The organism is Microbulbifer maximicatervae (SeqCode) (assembly GCF_052467065.1).
In genome coordinates this window covers 1,107,996-1,123,764 of the sequence record NZ_CP174299.1, presented here as the reverse complement: position 1 = coordinate 1,123,764, position 15,769 = coordinate 1,107,996, and the positions used below count along the sequence as shown (strand labels likewise).

Here is a 15,769-nt window from a genome sequence, read left to right as displayed (position 1 = left end):
TGCCTATAGGCGGGGTGAGAGGCCAAAAACTGCTTTAGATTAAAATTTTAGCAGGGTCCCCGGTTTGTCATATCAATTGCCTAGCTACCGACTATTTGGTCGTCCTCACGGTAAATGGCCAGTACTGATGGCCGAGGCGGTAACAGGGGATTATTATCTGGCCAGCGGTGCAGGGGTTGGTCATAAGTGGAGTTGCGCGAATCGGCCGGATGTTGCACGGCAATAAACAGGGTTTTTCCATCGGGAGTAAATTCCGGCCCGCATACTTCAGCCCCTTGCGGGCAGCCAAAGAAATGCTTGGGTGCCGCTCGCAAAGGCCCTTCAGTAGCCATTGCCCAAAGTCCATCGTGGAACCCAAAGCGCTCACAGCCATCGGTAGCAATCCACATATTGCCCCTGGGATCGAAAGCGACGTTATCGGGATTGGCAAACCAGCCGTGCTCAGAGATATCGTAAGGGGACTGCTGTCCATAGGCGCCCCTTTCAGCGGGGTTTTCAGCATTGGGATTTCCGCCAAGTAGAAATTGCTGCCACTGAAATTGTGCGCTTGTGTGGTCGCGGTTTCCCTTCTTCCCGGGGGGCGCTATTTCCAATACATGGCCGGCAGTATTGCGGGCGCGGGGGTTGGCGGCATCGGTATCGCTGCGCTTCTTGTTTTTGGTCAGCATTACATAGGTGCAATCATTGTGGGGGTTAGTCTCCACGTCCTCCGGCCGATCCATTGGCGTGGCTCCCAATAGCGCGGCTGCGCGGCGCGCATCAATCATTACATCTGCTTGATTGTGAAAACCATTCTCTGCGGTCAGTGGGCCCTGGCCATATATCAGCGGCAGCCATTCGCCACTGCCATCGTCGGCAAATCGCGCGGCATAGAGCGTGCCATTAACGAGTAGCTTTCGGTTTGTATCGGGATCTTCGGGCTGATAGTTATCTTGGGATACATAGCGATAGACAAATTGATGTTCATCATCATCGCCGCCGTAAGCAACGATCGGTTGTCCCGGTTTACAGACCAGGGTAAAGCCTTCGTGCTCAAAACGCCCCAAACTGGTCAGCTTGCGCGGTTTTGATTGGGGGTTATAGGGGTCAAACTCCACCATCCAACCGAATCGATTGGGCTCATGGGGTTCTACCTGAATATCAAATCGGCGGTCGTGGTCACCCCAGTTGCGATTTTCTGGTCTTATACCAAAAAGTTGATGGTTTTCGATCTCCCGGGAATCTTCGAGCTTTTTTGGGTCTCCCTGAAAAGCGCCGCCAAACCCCTCTTCAGCAATTAATACAGTTCCCCATGGAGTTTTCCCTCCTGCACAGTTACCTATGGTGCCGAGGACCTGGGTTCCGCTGGGATCTTGGCGGGTCTTCAAACGTTCGTCGCCTGCGGCGGGGCCAGTGATTTCCATTGGCGTCGTAGAAGTTATCCGCCGGTTATAGGGACTGTCAGCCACTACTTTCCAGCCCTGTTTACTTCTTCGAATTTCCACGATGGAGTGTCCGCAGGCGGCCTGTTCAATGGCCACATGCTCGGCACTCACTCCTCGGGTGGCACTGTATTCGTCGTTATAACCCGAGAACATCAGATGGGGCTGAGTGTATTCGTGATTGACACATAAAAGCCCGCGATCACTATTTTTACTTTGTATATGCAGGTACCCCAGGGTGGAACTGGTCCCCGCTGCCAAGGGCATAAATGCAATAAAATCGTTGTTGTAACCGAATCGCTGTTCCTGGCTACTGGCGCTAAGTTCTTCAGGCTGAAAAGATGTTTCCTCTTTATGTAAAGGGTCTCCCCACCTCAGCAGAACCGTGGATTTATAGCCCTCTGGTAGATGGTGTTGGTAATCCAGTCTATGGGGGATTTCTTTAAAGGTGAGGGAGTTGCGTGTGGGATTTTCACTCCCACTACAGCCGGGTAGTAAGCTGCTTACAGCACCGGTGGCGGTTACACCACCCAGGACTTTAAATAGAGAGCGGCGTGCTGGATTTTTGGGGCTTTCGTTCATGACTGCTCCATATTTGGTTTCAGTATATGACGCTTTTTACTGTTAATTGCCTTGATGGTTCCTTTTAAGGCGATTGATATCTGTGTAAATAGCAGGGCTTACATCTATCGTCGCAGTACTAATTGACTATGTGATGACAAGCTTAAAAAAAATGTCACGTAAAGTTCATAGCGGCCTTCTAGTCTGCGTTCAATTCAATTAACCACCGGCAAAGTGGGAGTGGGACGCAATGAAATACAGAACTTCAGGCTTGCGGTTACTGGGAATGCCATTGGCGGCTCTGGCGACAGCCATCATTAGCGCAAATGCTATCGCAGAAAATGAGCAGGTAATGGAAACTGTGACGGTTACCGCCCAGGCAAGTAATGCGCGCAGCGACTTGGATCGACAGCGGGACGCCAATAAGGTCGTAGCGGTGCAAACTTCTGATGCGATTGGTGAACTCCCCGATGCCAATGTCACAGAAGCGTTACAGCGAATGCCCGGTGTATTTATTGCGAGAGATCAGGGTGAGGGGCGTTTTGTTGGTGTGCGGGGTATAGACCCAAATTTGAATGCGGCAACAATTAATGGTGTGAGCCTGCCTGCACCGGAAACAAACACCCGAGCGGTAGCCCTGGATGTTATTCCATCGGACTTATTGGCGAGTTTGGAGGTATTTAAAACTCTTACGCCGGATATGAGCGCAGACTCTATTGGTGGTGCCATTGAGATAAAAAGTCTGAATGCCCTGGATTATGACAGCAATCGCTACAAGTTCAGCGTAGAGAATAGTTACAGCGAGCTTCAGGAAGAGTACAGCCCCAAAGTGGCTGCGACCATGACCAATATTTTTGAACTTGATGGAGAGCGCCGTCTCGGGGTGGCCTTAGCGCTAAGTCACCAGGAGCGGGATTTTGGCTCAGATAATATTGAGACTGATGGTAGCTGGGAAGAACTGACCGCTGAAGATGGCTCTGTAGCTAAGGGCGCGACCGAAATAGAACATCGCGATTACAGTATTACCCGGGAGCGCACAGGTCTTGCTGCCAACTTCGACCTGGACCTGGGCAGTGACTCAAGCATCTATCTCCACAGCTTGTACTCCGATTTTTCTGATCAGGAAATCCGCCAGCGCAATTCCTGGAAGCTCGATGATGAACGCGATGAGCCGGAGACTATTTCGGCCAACTCGGCAGAGTGGGAAGAGGCAGCACTGGAGAAGTCCCTGAAGGACCGCCTGGAAGAACAGGAAATTATTTCTGCGGTATTTGGCGGAGAGCATAATTTTGAGCAATGGGGATTGTCCTATGCCTTGGGATATTCCCATGCAGAGGAATCTGAACCCAATCGACGCGATACCGATTTTGTCTTGGACTCCCTGCGTTTGGGGTATGTTGAAGCTGGTGATACTCCCCGTATGGCGGTGGGAAGTGAGGATGTTGAAGCAGTATTGGACCCGGCCAGTTATCAACTCGATGAGTTGGTCATTGAAGATAACTTTACTGAAGATGAAGAAATCAGCTTCCGTATTGATATCAGTAGAGAAATTGATTGGGCTGGCAATCCTTCAGTAGTTAAATTCGGATTACATGAGCGTCAGCGAGAAAAGGCTGGTGACTTAAATGCGACTGTATATGAAGGGTTTGGTGGGGATTACACTCTGGCGGACTTTTCTCGCAATAGTATCGATTATGGTTTGGATGCATTTGGACCTGGCGTCAATGTTGGAAGCCTGAATAGTTTTATCAATGCTAACCTCAGTGATTTTGACATAGATGAGACTGAGACCGCTTTGGCATCCGCCCGTGACTACGCAATGAATGAAGACATCACGGCCTTGTATGTGATGAATTCTATTGAGTTGGACCGCTCCCAGCTGGTTTTTGGGGTTCGCTATGAGCGCACCGAATTTAATGCTGAAGGCGTGAATGTGGCAGAGTCGGAAGAGCCCCTGCCGGGTGCCGATTTAATTGCAGAGGAGGTTTATGCCACTGAGGTTAACTACGAGCGGGACTACGACAACTTCTTCCCCAGTATTAATTACAAATTTGATTACAACGATAATGTTGTTCTCCGTGCAGCCTATTCGGAGTCCTTATCGCGTCCATCATTTGGTTATTTGAACCCCTCTCCGGCCAAAATTGAATACGATGATGGGGAACTGGAGGTTGAATCTGGAAATCCAGAGTTAGACCCCTATGAATCCCGCAATATCGACCTCTCTGCCGAATACTATGCGGATGATCTGGGTATGTTCTCTGTGGGACTTTTCCATAAGAGTATCGATAACTTTATTGTCATGTCTGAAGTTTCCAGTAATACCGATTTTACCCGTTTTGTAGGGAATTTAGCGGTTGATGATGCTGAAGTATGGCAACCGATTAACGGAGACAACGCCCGTATCAGCGGTGCCGAACTGGCCTGGACCCAAGGTTTTGAAAATGGGTTCTTACTCAGGGCCAATGCAACATTTACCGATTCAGAAGCTGATCTGGGTCTCAATAGCAGTGATCGCAGTGACAAAATATCTATGCCTTCCCAGGCGGATTTTGTCGGCAACTTTATTGTAGGCTATGAGCGCGATGCCTTTAGTATGCGCCTGTCAGCAGCTTTTCGCAGTGAACGCCTGCTGGAAGTAGACCTTGAAAATGAGGCTAATGATCGCTACGAAGAAGACCATTTGCAATTGGATTTGTCGGCCCGCTACCGCTTTGATAATGGCCTTCAACTTACTTTTACTGGGGTTAACCTCACGGATGAACCTTACTATGTTCACACGTCTGGGTTTAATGGTCAGTACGAAGAATACGGTCCGACCTATGCGATTGGGCTGAGCTATAGCACTTTCTAGAATTTACACTGGAATTTTTGGATTAGTGCAATTTTTTACCCTGATAAAGCCCCTGCAATATTGTGGGGGCTTTGTTTTTGTAAAAATAATATTTTCTGTCAGTTACCGGTAAGTCCTAAGCAGGTTTTATTATGCGTTTTTCAATAGTGGGTGTTTTGTCCTGCCTTATATTACTCGGATGTGATCTTGAAAAGGATAGTCAAAGATTATCTTCACAAAAGATCATCTCTTTAAAGGGGCTGATAGCTGAACAGATTCAGCTGGTCAGTTTCCCTAAGCAGCAATACTTGTTGCTATCCAGTAAAGATAAGGGGCTAGTGCTTGTAGATGAGTCCGCAGAAATACAAGTTCAAAAGGATGGCAGAGTAGAGGCACTTGCCATTCAGCCAAGGGAAGGTGGTAGCTACCTGGTGGCGGCTTACGAAGAGCAGGAAGCGCAATTACAGCTATATCAATTATTTACTGATCTAAACGATGATTTGCAGCTTCAACTTTTAGGAAAGCTTGAGAGTGCCAAGCCTGTGAGCGCACTCTGTTTTTCACTACAAGCAGGAAGAGATCACCTGTTTGCCATTGGAGAGGACGGACGGGGGTTTGAGTACCTGCTTTCTCCCAGTGATGAGCACTGGGACTTTACCGAGATACGCCCAATATATTTGGGGGAAGAGGTTAATAGTTGTAGTGTGGATAACCGTCGGGGGCGATTACTGGTATCACAGCCGCCTGTAGGGATATTGGCATTGAATGCCGATGCAGAGCGAGATGAGGAGCGTGAGCTTTTAATCTCGGCGAAACAGCTCGGTGATGATTTCGGCAGCTTGCGACTGGGTTATCAGCAGGACCAAACCTGGATTGCAGTGGAACAGGGAGTACAGGCTTTCGACTTGTCAGGAAGTGGTAGGTCCGACCAGTCTTGGACATTGCCTGCAGAAAGCCCTGCCTCTATAGCAGTTTTTGATGATAGGTTGGCCGTATTAAATGATAATCAGAGTGAAATAACCTATTTCCCGATAAATACCAAGCTGACCAGCGTTACAGATAGTCCGCTTGAGATTATTCCCACTGTTGCCGCCAGGGGACAAACTGACCCCGTTCACTCTTATGGGGATGCTGCCGATGATCCCGCTATTTGGGTGAACTCTCATTCGCCGGAAAACAGCCTGATTTTTGCTACAGATAAAAAAAAGGGGCTCAATATCTATCATCTATCAGGCGGCTTAAAACAGCACTTTCCGGTAGGCAGGGTTAATAATGTTGATATCCGTAAAATTTCCCACCCTAATATTGATGCGATTGCCGTTGCCTCTAATCGTACTAACCCCGGTTTGGATCTATTTACTATTAGTACAACGGGCGAGGTGGGGTATCTTGGATACCGGAGTATAGGGCTTCGTGATCCCTATGGCTTGTGCCTGCAACAGGACGATAGTGGACTTTATGCCTGGGTTTCTGACAAGGAGGCCAGCTTGCATCAGCTCAAAATCAATGTCTATGAGTCCTCCAATGAGTTTGAGATTGAGCAGGGTATCCAGTTTGATGACTATGGACAGGTTGAAGGCTGTGTTGTGGATGACCAGTTCGGAACCCTGTTTTTTGCTGAGGAAGACCGGGGGATTTGGCGGCTGGACCTAAAGTCCTTATCGGAGGCCTCTCCAGAGTTGGTGGCAGAAGTGGATGGTGAAAAGCTGGTGGCAGATATAGAGGGATTGGCACTTTATCAGGATGGCGATAAGGGCTATCTAGTGATATCCAGTCAAGGTAATGATAGCTATGCACTATTCAGCCGTAGTGGGAATGAATTTATTACCCATTTTCGGGTTGGTATGAATCCCCAGCTAGGTGTGGATGGCAGTTCGGAGACCGATGGTTTGGCCGTTACCAGTTCAGCTTTGGGTGCGGAATATCCTCAAGGTTTATTAGTTGTTCAGGATGGGCGCAACCGAATGCCCAGCGCAGCCCAGAACTTTAAATTGGTTGATTGGAGGGATATCAATCGTCTGTTGTCTCACTAGCGGTATTGGGGTTTTCAGACTGGCTTAAATTGTTAATATTGCGGGCTCTCTGAACCAGGTAAACCAGAGAGCTCGCAAGTATCACTCCAACGATATCGGCGGCCAGATCAAGTAAGTCAAAACTCCTTGAGCGAACAAATGCCTGGCTTATCTCTTCAATCAGGGCAAAGCCAAGCACTGCGATAGCACCATAGTAAATTCTAATAAAGCCGAGTTTAAAATAAGTGGCGCGGGTGGCAGGTATCAGGATAAGGCCAAAAGTACCAAACAAGGCGATATGGCCTAATTTATCGCCATAGGGGATAGCACGGACAAGGTCAAAAAATATACTACTCGATCCGGTATTGGCTAGATAGATAATCCAAAGAATAAAAAGAAAAAACAGTAGGGCTGAAGCCTTGAGAAATCTTGGCATAATACTTATTGATACAGTTTCGTCTAATCTTGTGAAGCTTGGCTGTTGATTTTATAGATATCTAATTGGATCGGAAAGATAGGCCATTTGTCTATGTGAATTAGCCAGAATGTGATGGCTCAGTATCAATTATTTTCGACTTACAGTCCCTACATAGGTAGGCGATACCATTAATATCTAGTGATTTACTTTTAGATCGAAACTCATAGGGCTCCATGTTTTTCTTACAGTCGGTGCAAAAAGGTGGGTTTTCAAGTTTTTCTTGCTCTAGCTGTTTTTTTGTTCCGAATATTAACAGCACAAACACTATAAGAATGGTCCATTGAAAATTGTCTAGCTGCCTAGAGCTTCTCGAAACGAAGATTGAGTAAATTAATAGTATAGATACTATTGTAATGTATATAATTGAATGAGTTTTTTGGTTTCTTTTAGCGTGTTTTCATAATCTAATTTCGCTCGATAGTCTTCTTGGTATTCCTCCAGATCTTTTTCATTCAGTATTTTATTCTTTTTGTTGTTCATTTTAGAATGTGTTAGTTAATGGCTGTTTATAGAGAGGAGTTCTATCAGTATTTAACTGGATTTTATCATTAAAAATGCATACTCCAACCCATGGTGATAGCTTCACTATCTATTTCATCCAGAAACGTATCGCCCCCAATTTTTGAAAACTGTTCCCACTCTATCCGTAGGCTCCATTTGCCCCTATAGCTATAGTTAACACCAGCACCATATGCCCAGTGGAATCCATTGCTGCTATCGTTTAATTCACCTCTGACAGGAGTTAATTGTTCTACTAAACTGCCATCTTCAAGCTGGTATAGGATGAAAACTTCACCCTTCTGAATCTCATTGGTTTCCGCGTACCAGATGCCGGTGCCAAGTTTCCCGAATAAGCTAAATGATTCTCCCAGGGGAAGATACGCCAGGGAAAATATATTGAAAAGCTGGCTATCAAAATTAGAGAAATAGTTTAAGTATTCACCACCCCCATATGAAATATGGGTATCCAGCTGGTACTTATTGAAATTTTGATAGCTGGCTTCAATTGCCAGATAAGGTGTCCATCGAATTCCTGCAAATAGTTTCCAGGCGTTATTTTTATCATCACACCGACTGAGATCCACTTGATCTAAGCTGGCGCTAATTTGTTGAACTCGCTTTTCTGCTTCGCTACACAAGTTATTGGCATGCTGGTTACCGAAAGAAATACCAGCATATTTGTGTGAGTAGAAATCGGCGCAAGCAAGGGCTGGTAAGGAAAGTAGAAAAATAATGAATAGGGGGCTAAAGCGGTTCATGGCTTGACCTTGTTTAGCTTATATGGGGGACCGCTGAAGCTGATTTTAGAGTGAAATTTGATTAAGGCAACCACCAAAATAATAACGTCTTTTAGATTGGTCGAAGGTAGGACCTACTCTATTAACTGGATTTGGCGCCTAAAGGTAGAGTTCCCAGTAATAGTTTGCGGGAACTCTATTTAATTTGTATAAAGTTATAGGTGTCAATTAACAAAATTCAAAAAAGCCTCCCTAAACCCAGTGATAGTGTTTCTGCATTGAAGTCTACTCCAGTGGGCTCGAGTTTTTCCCACTCCAGTCTCCAAATCCAGTGATTCCTATAGACATAATTCATCCCGACCCCAATTCCCCAGTGAGGGCCTTTGTGGTTTTGGGACTTGTCTTTATCGAGCGTCTGAAGTTGTGTTGTGAATTGTCCATTGGATAATTGCTGGGGGAGATAAAACTGAGCGGATTGTTGCTCTGATAATTTCCCTCTCCAAGCTCCGCCCCCGACTCTGGCAAACATATTTATATTGGAGTTAACAGGATAAAAACCCAATAAAAAGGCGGTCAATAAATGTGTTTCAACCTGGTATGCGGCCTTTGCATACTCTCCATTTTCATTATTGGTATAAAAGCTGCTTTGCGCAGCTGAAGGTTTTAGATAGCTGATTTCAAGGGCGAGGTATCTGTTCCAGCGCAAGCCGCCATAAAACTTAATCGTGCTGCCGCTACTATTGCAATGAAAGCGTCCGTCTGTAGATCCTTGAGGAATCTGTGATTTTATCCGGGGGGTTGCAGATGAGCAAAATTGAGGATAAGAGGTTTCACCGAGGGTAGCCCCAATATATTTCCTGTTGGCAAAGTCAGCGCTGGTATTTGTAGCGAAAGTGAATATAAGGCTGGAAAACAAACTTGTTTTTACGGTGGTCTTAAAATTATTCATGATCTGTCCTGTGCTTTGTTTATTTTTATTTCAAGCACAGTAAAGCTAGATCAGGGCTTTTACTTCACAAGTCATTGGCGTGAGGGCCTTTAGGTATCAGGCCCTGTATTCAAAGTCAGAGTAAGCAGTTGGCTGTTAATTTCTAAATGCCAAGCTTTGCTCGCATCTCCGAGAGTCTTTTCGAATTTTCTTCCTTGGAAAGTGGTGAGCCGGGGTTTTCCTCCAGCTTTAATTGCTCTGGAGCGGTTAGTTTTTCTCCCCCCAGGACTCGTTCACATATTTTTCGATAGTGCTCAGCAAAGACCGGGTAGGCGATAGACTCGGGGTTATTGGCAAGAAAAAACCAGTTGGATTCCCGCCCTGCGTGATAGATCGCTAAGTGGCTCCAGTTGTAATTGGTTTTGGGGCTGGGGGCATTGCAGGCTTCGCGATAGGCGGCGCGTGCTTCCGGTAAACCATTCTCCCCAGCGGCGCACAGCTGCAGCATTTTATGTACGGTGGGCAGGTACTCGCTTTGCAGGATCGCTCGCTTGGCACCCTGCATAATATCCTGGGGAGCGAAAGCAAGCAGGGCCTCCAGCCAGAGGCGCTTGGCGTGGTGAAGGGTTTCAGTGTCTGGAAATGCTGCGCTGAACTGATTGTGATAATTCAGTTTAAACAGCGCAAATACTTCATTGATTGCGCGCTTCTTTTCGTTCAGCAGTTCCTGGCCCTGTTCACTACCAGTTTGTGTCTGTGAGTATGTCGCCGATTGACCGGTCGCGGGTGCGCTGGTTGGTGTTGTTGTGGGAGTCTTGTGGATTGCCATAAGAGTTTCCTATTGCCAGTTTGTTGCGCTCCGCCCACTGGTGGCGCGCGTGACGCACAAATACGGCGTCCCAGCTTTTACGTGCGGCATTTTGACCGCGCCAGTAAATAATAAATTCCGGAACCAGGGATAGAGCGAAGTCGCGATCTATCTCGCATTGGTTCATCAAATGACTCAGGCAGTCACCACTGGGCTGCCAGTTGCGGGAGATGGGTTTGGCCACCGGGTTTTTCTCAATACCCTGGCAGTAATAGGCCCACTCTTCCCGCGCATACTCGATAAACAGTTCACCCCAGCGGGCACTGTGGCCACCGCGCTCGGTCCATTTATAAATGAATTCCGGCAGCAATTCGGCAGCAAAGCGCGGATTGATGGCCAGGCGCTGCAACTGCTCCCAGGTGTGCTCGCTGGGCTGCCAGTCGCGGGACATAGCAGTGGGCTTGCGTTTTTCGATAAATGGCGTGTCCTGCTTCTCCCAGTCTTCCATGATCCAGTCATTGAATTCCAAATCCCAGGAAATGGACTGCTTGCCACTGGAACGGTGGTAATCGAGAAAGCGCTGTAGGCCGCGGCCGACAAAAGTGCTGGGGACTCCCTCGTCCGCCAGCTTGCGTAGGGTCTCATCGCTGGGTTGCCAGCCGTTGGGCAGTGGCTGCTTGCGCTGAGCCGTTGCGCGAAAAGCCTCCCACTTGCTTTTAACCTGGCGCAGGAACAGGGAGCCAAAGGAGTGGCGGGGCTCGGCGCGCTCGCGCCAGTAAGTGACAAACTCCGGCAATTGCTCCCTTACAAAGTGCTCGGGAATACCCAGTTGGGCGATACGCGCCATGGTTTCACTATCCGGCTGCCAACTGGGGGCAATGGTGTTGGCATTGCGGTTGGACGGGGTAGGGGGTGTTGCCACCGGGCGCTTGTACTCACCGGGCAGGGCGAACTTCAGAATCTCGCTACTGCCGAATGGTGCCGCCCCCAGCAGAAGGGCACCCTGGTTGCGCAAACTGGTGGCTACCCGCTGGATATCCGCTGCCTGCCAGAAGGGCAGCAGCAAATATAGCTGCTCCCCCTCGGCGGTATACCAATCCCGGCCTCCGTAGGGCTCCAGGGGAAGGAATGGAGCCAGGTCGCCAAGTGCAGTGAGCAGCACAGCTTCCTCCAGGCCGACAGTGGCAGCCAGAGAAGGAGATATACTCAGGGGTCTTTCGGGAAGCAGGGGATGTGTCATGGCGCGATAATAACATTCCGGCGCATCGCATGCGCGATCATTGGCGAATCCTCAGCCTTTTCCCGCCCCCTGGTGCCAGCCACTAAGCTGAAGGATGAATTGACTGCGAAATTTCGGCGGGCGGTGCGCTGCCAACTGTTGCCTTCCCCTAGCGGTAAGGTTGTAACTTTGTCGCTGTAATTGGTGTTGCGGGAGAGCAAGATGACGAAGGAGCAACAATCTGCGCCAACGGTGTTCCGTTTGAGTGGAGTCAATTGTGCCGGTTGTATCAACAAAATTGAGACTGCGGTTAAGGCCGTAGCCGGGGTGACTGATGCCCGGGTAAACCTGTCCGATAAAATCCTGTCGGTATACGGCCCGGCAGAGGCTGCATCCTGTATCGAAGCCGTCCGAGGCGCGGGCTACGGCGCTGAACTCTTGCGAAGTAGTGAACGAGAGCAGCGCGCGGAACAGCGGGAGCAGACACAGCGGCACTACCGCCAGCAGTTGTGGCGCTCGGCATTTGCTCTGGGCGTGGGCGTGCCAATGATGGCCTGGGGGCTGATTACCGACAAGGTATCGGTGAATACCCCGGTGGAGCAGCTGGCCTGGGGTGTTATGGGACTGATTACCCTGGCGGTGCTGGTCTTCTGTGGCGGCAATTTCTTCAGTGGCGCCTGGAAGGCACTGCGTCACCATAATGCCACTATGGATACGCTGGTGGCCCTGGGCACGGGAACGGCCTGGCTCTTCTCCATGATCGTGGTACTGGTCCCCCACCTCTTACCGGAAGCGGCACGACATGTGTACTTCGAGGCCAGTGCCATGATTATTGGCTTGATCAGCCTCGGCCAGGCACTGGAGATTCGGGCTCGCGGGCGCACCAGTGCCGCAGTGGAGAAGCTGTTGGAGCTCCAGGATACATCCGCGCGGGTATTGAGAGACGGCCGAGAGGTGGATCTGCCTATCGAGCAGGTGCAGCAGGGAGACCAGCTGCGCGTCCGCCCCGGCGAGAAAATTCCGGTGGATGGCACTGTGCTTGAAGGGCGCAGCCTGGTGGATGAATCCATGCTCACCGGGGAACCAGTGCCGGTGAAAAAGGCGGAGGGTGACAGCCTCGCCGCCGGAACTCTGAATAAAAATGGCAGCCTGTTGTTTCGCGCAGATAAAGTGGGTTCCGACACCCGCCTCGCGCAGATTATCGAGATGGTAAAGAATGCCCAGAGCTCCCGGGTACCTATCGCGCGCTTGGCGGACAAGATTTCCGGCATCTTTGTGCCAGTGGTGATGATTATTGCCCTGGTGGCCGCACTGGTTTGGTTCAACTTGGGCCCCGATCCTCGGGTTGCCCATATGTTAGTAGTACTGACTTCGGTGCTGATTATCGCCTGCCCCTGTGCCTTGGGTCTGGCGACTCCCATGTCGGTTATGGTGGGGGTGGGCAAAGGTGCCGAGTACGGTGTACTGGTGCGCAACGGAAAGGCCCTGCAACAATCCTGCACCCTGGATGTCCTGGTTGTGGATAAAACCGGGACTCTCACCGAGGGTTCTCCGCGTCTAACGGATATCAATAGTGATGGCGACAGCGATGAACTGCTGCGTTTGGTGGCGAGCCTGGAGCAGGGCTCAGAGCACCCCTTGGCTGAAGCCATAGTGACGGCTGCTCACGAAAAAAACCTTGAATTGCAGTCTCCAGCCAACTTTGAAGCCATCACAGCTCACGGTGTGAGTGGTGATATCGGTGGCAGTCGCGTGCTGTTGGGGAATACTAAGTTAATGCAAAAGGAGGCTGTTTCCCTGGATGCCTGGAGTGAGCGGGCAGCCAAATTGGCCGAGGCAGGGCGCACGGTGATGTACGCCGCCGTAGACGGCAAGTTGCGGGGGATTATTGCCGTAGCCGATCCGATTCGCGCTGATGCGCAAGCTGCTATCGAGCGACTGAGCAAACTGGGTTTACGCATTGAAATGCTTACCGGGGACAATCACGGCAGTGCTGAAGCGGTTGCCCGGCAACTGGGTATCGATCGCGTTCACGCAGAACTATTGCCGGAAGATAAAGAGGGGATCGTCGCTGAATTGCAAAAAAAAGGCGAGCGAGTGGGTATGGTGGGTGACGGGATTAACGATGCCCCGGCCCTGGCGCGGGCCGATGTGGGCTTTGCGATAGGTGCCGGTACCGATGTTGCTATTGAGAGCGCCGATGTCACCCTAATGCGTTCCTCCCTGCACGGGGTCGCCAATGCCGTGGAGTTGTCCCGGGCCACTTTGCACAACATCAGGCAAAACCTGTTTGGAGCTTTTATTTATAACACTCTGGGTATTCCCATCGCCGCCGGTGTCCTCTACCCGATTACGGGTATGTTACTGAGCCCCATTGTTGCCGGTGGTGCTATGGCGCTTTCCTCCCTGACAGTGGTCAGTAATGCCAACCGCCTGCGCTTCTTTAAACCATCGGAGGCTCGCTAAATGGCTGAAGTTCTCGTAAATATCGTCGGTATGCTGATGATTCTGGCTGTTATCTGGTGGTTTTGGTTGGGGCCAAAAAGAAGTGCCAGTAAGGCGACGCCGAGCACGGATAATTTACAGATTCTGGTTAAGGATGGAGTTTACGAACCGGATCTTATCCGCCTGCCCGCCGGTCGCACAGCGACTTTGCATTTTCACCGGGAGGACCCAAGCCCCTGCTCCGAGTGGGTATTGTTTCCAGACTTGGAAGTCAGCGCTCAGCTTGCCCTGAATCAGGATACCTTGGTGGAAATACCAAAAGCCGAGCCGGGCGAATACCCGTTCAACTGCCAGATGCAAATGTATCGGGGCACATTGATACTGGAGTAACAGTAAATGTGATTCTCTATGGGGGTGTAATAATTCCCCGGGCCAAGACGACATAGATTTAACCAATACCCCAGAGCCGCCTTTCACCTGTATGGAGAGAGGGGCTCTGGTCAGGCTGGTGACTAAGCTCTAATTTGTTAAGAGGTCGTCAACAAATGTCATTTCTTCTTCGAAAACTTCCCTTCGCCCTGGTGGCCATCGCCTTTGCGCTTATTGCGGTGGCGCTTTTTTCCGGCCAATGGGGTGGTATCAAGCGCGTATTTGAATTCTACGGTGTCACTAATGAGGGGGTGCTTTCCCCTATACGTTTACTGACCGCCATTATTTTTTCAGTCGCCGCTATTTTGGGGGCACTCGCCCTTCGCTTTGAGCGGGTTGTTAAGCCCCTGGCAATCCTTCTGATTTTAATATCGCTAGTGCCCCTACTGAGTCTTCTTGGCAGCGGCCATTGGATCGACTCCCTGGGCGGCTTTCCGGCAATTGGCTCAGGACAGGGGATAATTAAGTACTTTGCCCTGTTAACCTTGGGTATTACCTGGTTTTATCGGGATTCGTTGAGTCCACTAAAGCTGATATGGCTCAATTATTTCCCTGTCGGCTTGGTATTACTCTGGATTGGTGGGATGAAATTCACAGCGCTTGAGGCTGAGGGGATTGAAGGCCTGGTAAGCACTTCGCCACTGATGTCGTGGTTATACAGTCTATTTAGCGTGCAGGTGGCCTCAAATCTTATCGGTATATATGACTTGATTGCGCTGGCTATCCTCGCCTTGGGTATTTATATCCGGCAGCTGTTTTGGCCGGGACTATTGCTTTGTGCCGCAGTATTTATAACAACCCAGACCTTCCTCTACTCCTATCCAGGCAGTTGGGTAGCTCCCTGGCAACTTAGCTCCAGCGGTATTTTTATTATTAAAGACCTGTGGTTTATCGCAAATCTGATATTAATCTTGGGCATTAGAAACTCCATGATTAAATCTTAAAGCTGATGGGGTCAAAGAGTTGTTCTGAGGCCCCAAAATATCGGTTTTGATTCATTGGGGATACTATTTGTAAGCTATCGAAAGGTGGCATTTTCTGTGGGCTCAGGGATATCTGGCCGGTATGAATTCAGTGAGGTGAAAGCTTTAAAAAACTAATATTTTTAATTTTCATTGGAAAACCCTCTGCCCGATTAGTTATAGAAGAAGTATTGGCCGTTGTTTTCTAGGTTTTTTCTATTTCAATTTTGTCGTGGGTGCACCGTGTTTTTTTGCCGGTAAGCGATAGGTGGAGTTAGTTAGGGTTTCATATTGATTTCTGGGAGGATTTAAGTGTGAAATTCATAGTTCTTCCATATTTTGTTTTTATATTTTTATAAGCGGTATATTCGGATTTATACCTGGTTGCCCTTGCTGGAATAAAATACCACTAAATTTCGCTTTTGCTGATTTTAT

The 15,769-nt window shown here is 49.2% G+C and carries 11 protein-coding genes; 5 read left to right on the top strand and 6 right to left on the bottom strand.

The window, feature by feature from the left end; translation table 11 throughout:
* Positions 1-80: 80 nt before the first annotated feature.
* On the bottom strand, positions 81-2,003 hold the full coding sequence (locus ACJJI1_RS05005; protein ID WP_444958718.1) for a PhoX family protein: 1,923 nt from the start codon (positions 2,001-2,003) through the stop codon (positions 81-83).
* A 229-nt stretch (positions 2,004-2,232) separates the two neighbouring features.
* Here ACJJI1_RS05005 and ACJJI1_RS05000 point away from each other — a divergent pair, with 229 nt between their 5' ends.
* Together ACJJI1_RS05000 and ACJJI1_RS04995 are read left to right on the top strand one after the other, a co-directional pair.
* Entirely contained in the window at positions 2,233-4,836 is a 2,604-nt protein-coding gene (locus ACJJI1_RS05000) for a TonB-dependent receptor (protein ID WP_444911583.1), read from the top strand.
* A 131-nt stretch (positions 4,837-4,967) separates the two neighbouring features.
* Positions 4,968-6,848, top strand: a complete 1,881-nt coding sequence (locus ACJJI1_RS04995; RefSeq protein ID WP_444958717.1) for a phytase — start codon at positions 4,968-4,970, stop codon at positions 6,846-6,848.
* On the opposite strand, the gene ACJJI1_RS04990 is transcribed toward ACJJI1_RS04995, so the two are convergent.
* The 5 genes from ACJJI1_RS04990 to ACJJI1_RS04970 form a co-directional block, all read right to left on the bottom strand.
* Positions 6,826-7,263 (bottom strand): VanZ family protein, encoded by a 438-nt coding sequence (locus ACJJI1_RS04990; RefSeq protein WP_444958716.1) that lies wholly within the window; start codon positions 7,261-7,263, stop codon positions 6,826-6,828. The genes ACJJI1_RS04995 and ACJJI1_RS04990 overlap by 23 nt on opposite strands.
* A gap of 590 nt (positions 7,264-7,853) precedes the next feature.
* Positions 7,854-8,564: an outer membrane beta-barrel protein gene (locus tag ACJJI1_RS04985; protein WP_444934254.1), complete on the bottom strand. Its 711-nt coding sequence runs from the start codon at positions 8,562-8,564 to the stop codon at positions 7,854-7,856.
* A gap of 217 nt (positions 8,565-8,781) precedes the next feature.
* Positions 8,782-9,492 carry an outer membrane beta-barrel protein gene (locus tag ACJJI1_RS04980; protein WP_444958715.1) on the bottom strand — a complete coding sequence of 237 codons (711 nt, stop codon included), beginning with the start codon at positions 9,490-9,492 and terminating at the stop codon, positions 8,782-8,784.
* A gap of 142 nt (positions 9,493-9,634) precedes the next feature.
* Positions 9,635-10,300 carry a replication protein P gene (locus tag ACJJI1_RS04975; protein ID WP_108734620.1) on the bottom strand — a complete coding sequence of 222 codons (666 nt, stop codon included), beginning with the start codon at positions 10,298-10,300 and terminating at the stop codon, positions 9,635-9,637.
* Complete coding sequence (locus ACJJI1_RS04970; RefSeq protein ID WP_108734619.1) at positions 10,212-11,519, bottom strand: DnaT-like ssDNA-binding domain-containing protein; 1,308 nt, start codon at positions 11,517-11,519, stop codon at positions 10,212-10,214. The genes ACJJI1_RS04975 and ACJJI1_RS04970 overlap by 89 nt, the downstream gene beginning before the upstream one ends.
* A 201-nt stretch (positions 11,520-11,720) precedes the next feature.
* Between ACJJI1_RS04970 and ACJJI1_RS04965 the strand changes: the two genes are divergently transcribed.
* The 3 genes from ACJJI1_RS04965 to ACJJI1_RS04955 all read left to right on the top strand — a co-directional run bounded on the left by ACJJI1_RS04965 (position 11,721) and on the right by ACJJI1_RS04955 (position 15,316).
* Positions 11,721-13,964 carry a heavy metal translocating P-type ATPase gene (locus ACJJI1_RS04965; RefSeq protein WP_444958714.1) on the top strand — a complete coding sequence of 748 codons (2,244 nt, stop codon included), beginning with the start codon at positions 11,721-11,723 and terminating at the stop codon, positions 13,962-13,964.
* Positions 13,965-14,333, top strand: coding sequence for a cupredoxin domain-containing protein (locus ACJJI1_RS04960; RefSeq protein WP_444958713.1), 369 nt, complete (start codon positions 13,965-13,967; stop codon positions 14,331-14,333).
* A gap of 155 nt (positions 14,334-14,488) precedes the next feature.
* Complete coding sequence (locus tag ACJJI1_RS04955; protein ID WP_444958712.1) at positions 14,489-15,316, top strand: DUF417 family protein; 828 nt, start codon at positions 14,489-14,491, stop codon at positions 15,314-15,316.
* Positions 15,317-15,769: the final 453 nt, after the last annotated feature.

Bases quoted from the DNA above. Each gene is read 5' to 3' on its own strand.
- ACJJI1_RS04995 (WP_444958717.1), top strand. From the start codon at position 4,968: ATGCGTTTTTCAATAGTGGGTGTTTTGTCCTGCCTTATATTACTCGGA.
- ACJJI1_RS04960 (WP_444958713.1), top strand. From the start codon at position 13,965: ATGGCTGAAGTTCTCGTAAATATCGTCGGTATGCTGATGATTCTGGCT.
- ACJJI1_RS04970 (WP_108734619.1), bottom strand. From the start codon at position 11,519: ATGACACATCCCCTGCTTCCCGAAAGACCCCTGAGTATATCTCCTTCT.
- ACJJI1_RS04990 (WP_444958716.1), bottom strand. From the start codon at position 7,263: ATGCCAAGATTTCTCAAGGCTTCAGCCCTACTGTTTTTTCTTTTTATT.
- ACJJI1_RS04965 (WP_444958714.1), top strand. From the start codon at position 11,721: ATGACGAAGGAGCAACAATCTGCGCCAACGGTGTTCCGTTTGAGTGGA.
- ACJJI1_RS05000 (WP_444911583.1), top strand. From the start codon at position 2,233: ATGAAATACAGAACTTCAGGCTTGCGGTTACTGGGAATGCCATTGGCG.
- ACJJI1_RS04980 (WP_444958715.1), bottom strand. From the start codon at position 9,492: ATGAATAATTTTAAGACCACCGTAAAAACAAGTTTGTTTTCCAGCCTT.
- ACJJI1_RS05005 (WP_444958718.1), bottom strand. From the start codon at position 2,003: ATGAACGAAAGCCCCAAAAATCCAGCACGCCGCTCTCTATTTAAAGTC.
- ACJJI1_RS04955 (WP_444958712.1), top strand. From the start codon at position 14,489: ATGTCATTTCTTCTTCGAAAACTTCCCTTCGCCCTGGTGGCCATCGCC.
- ACJJI1_RS04975 (WP_108734620.1), bottom strand. From the start codon at position 10,300: ATGGCAATCCACAAGACTCCCACAACAACACCAACCAGCGCACCCGCG.
- ACJJI1_RS04985 (WP_444934254.1), bottom strand. From the start codon at position 8,564: ATGAACCGCTTTAGCCCCCTATTCATTATTTTTCTACTTTCCTTACCA.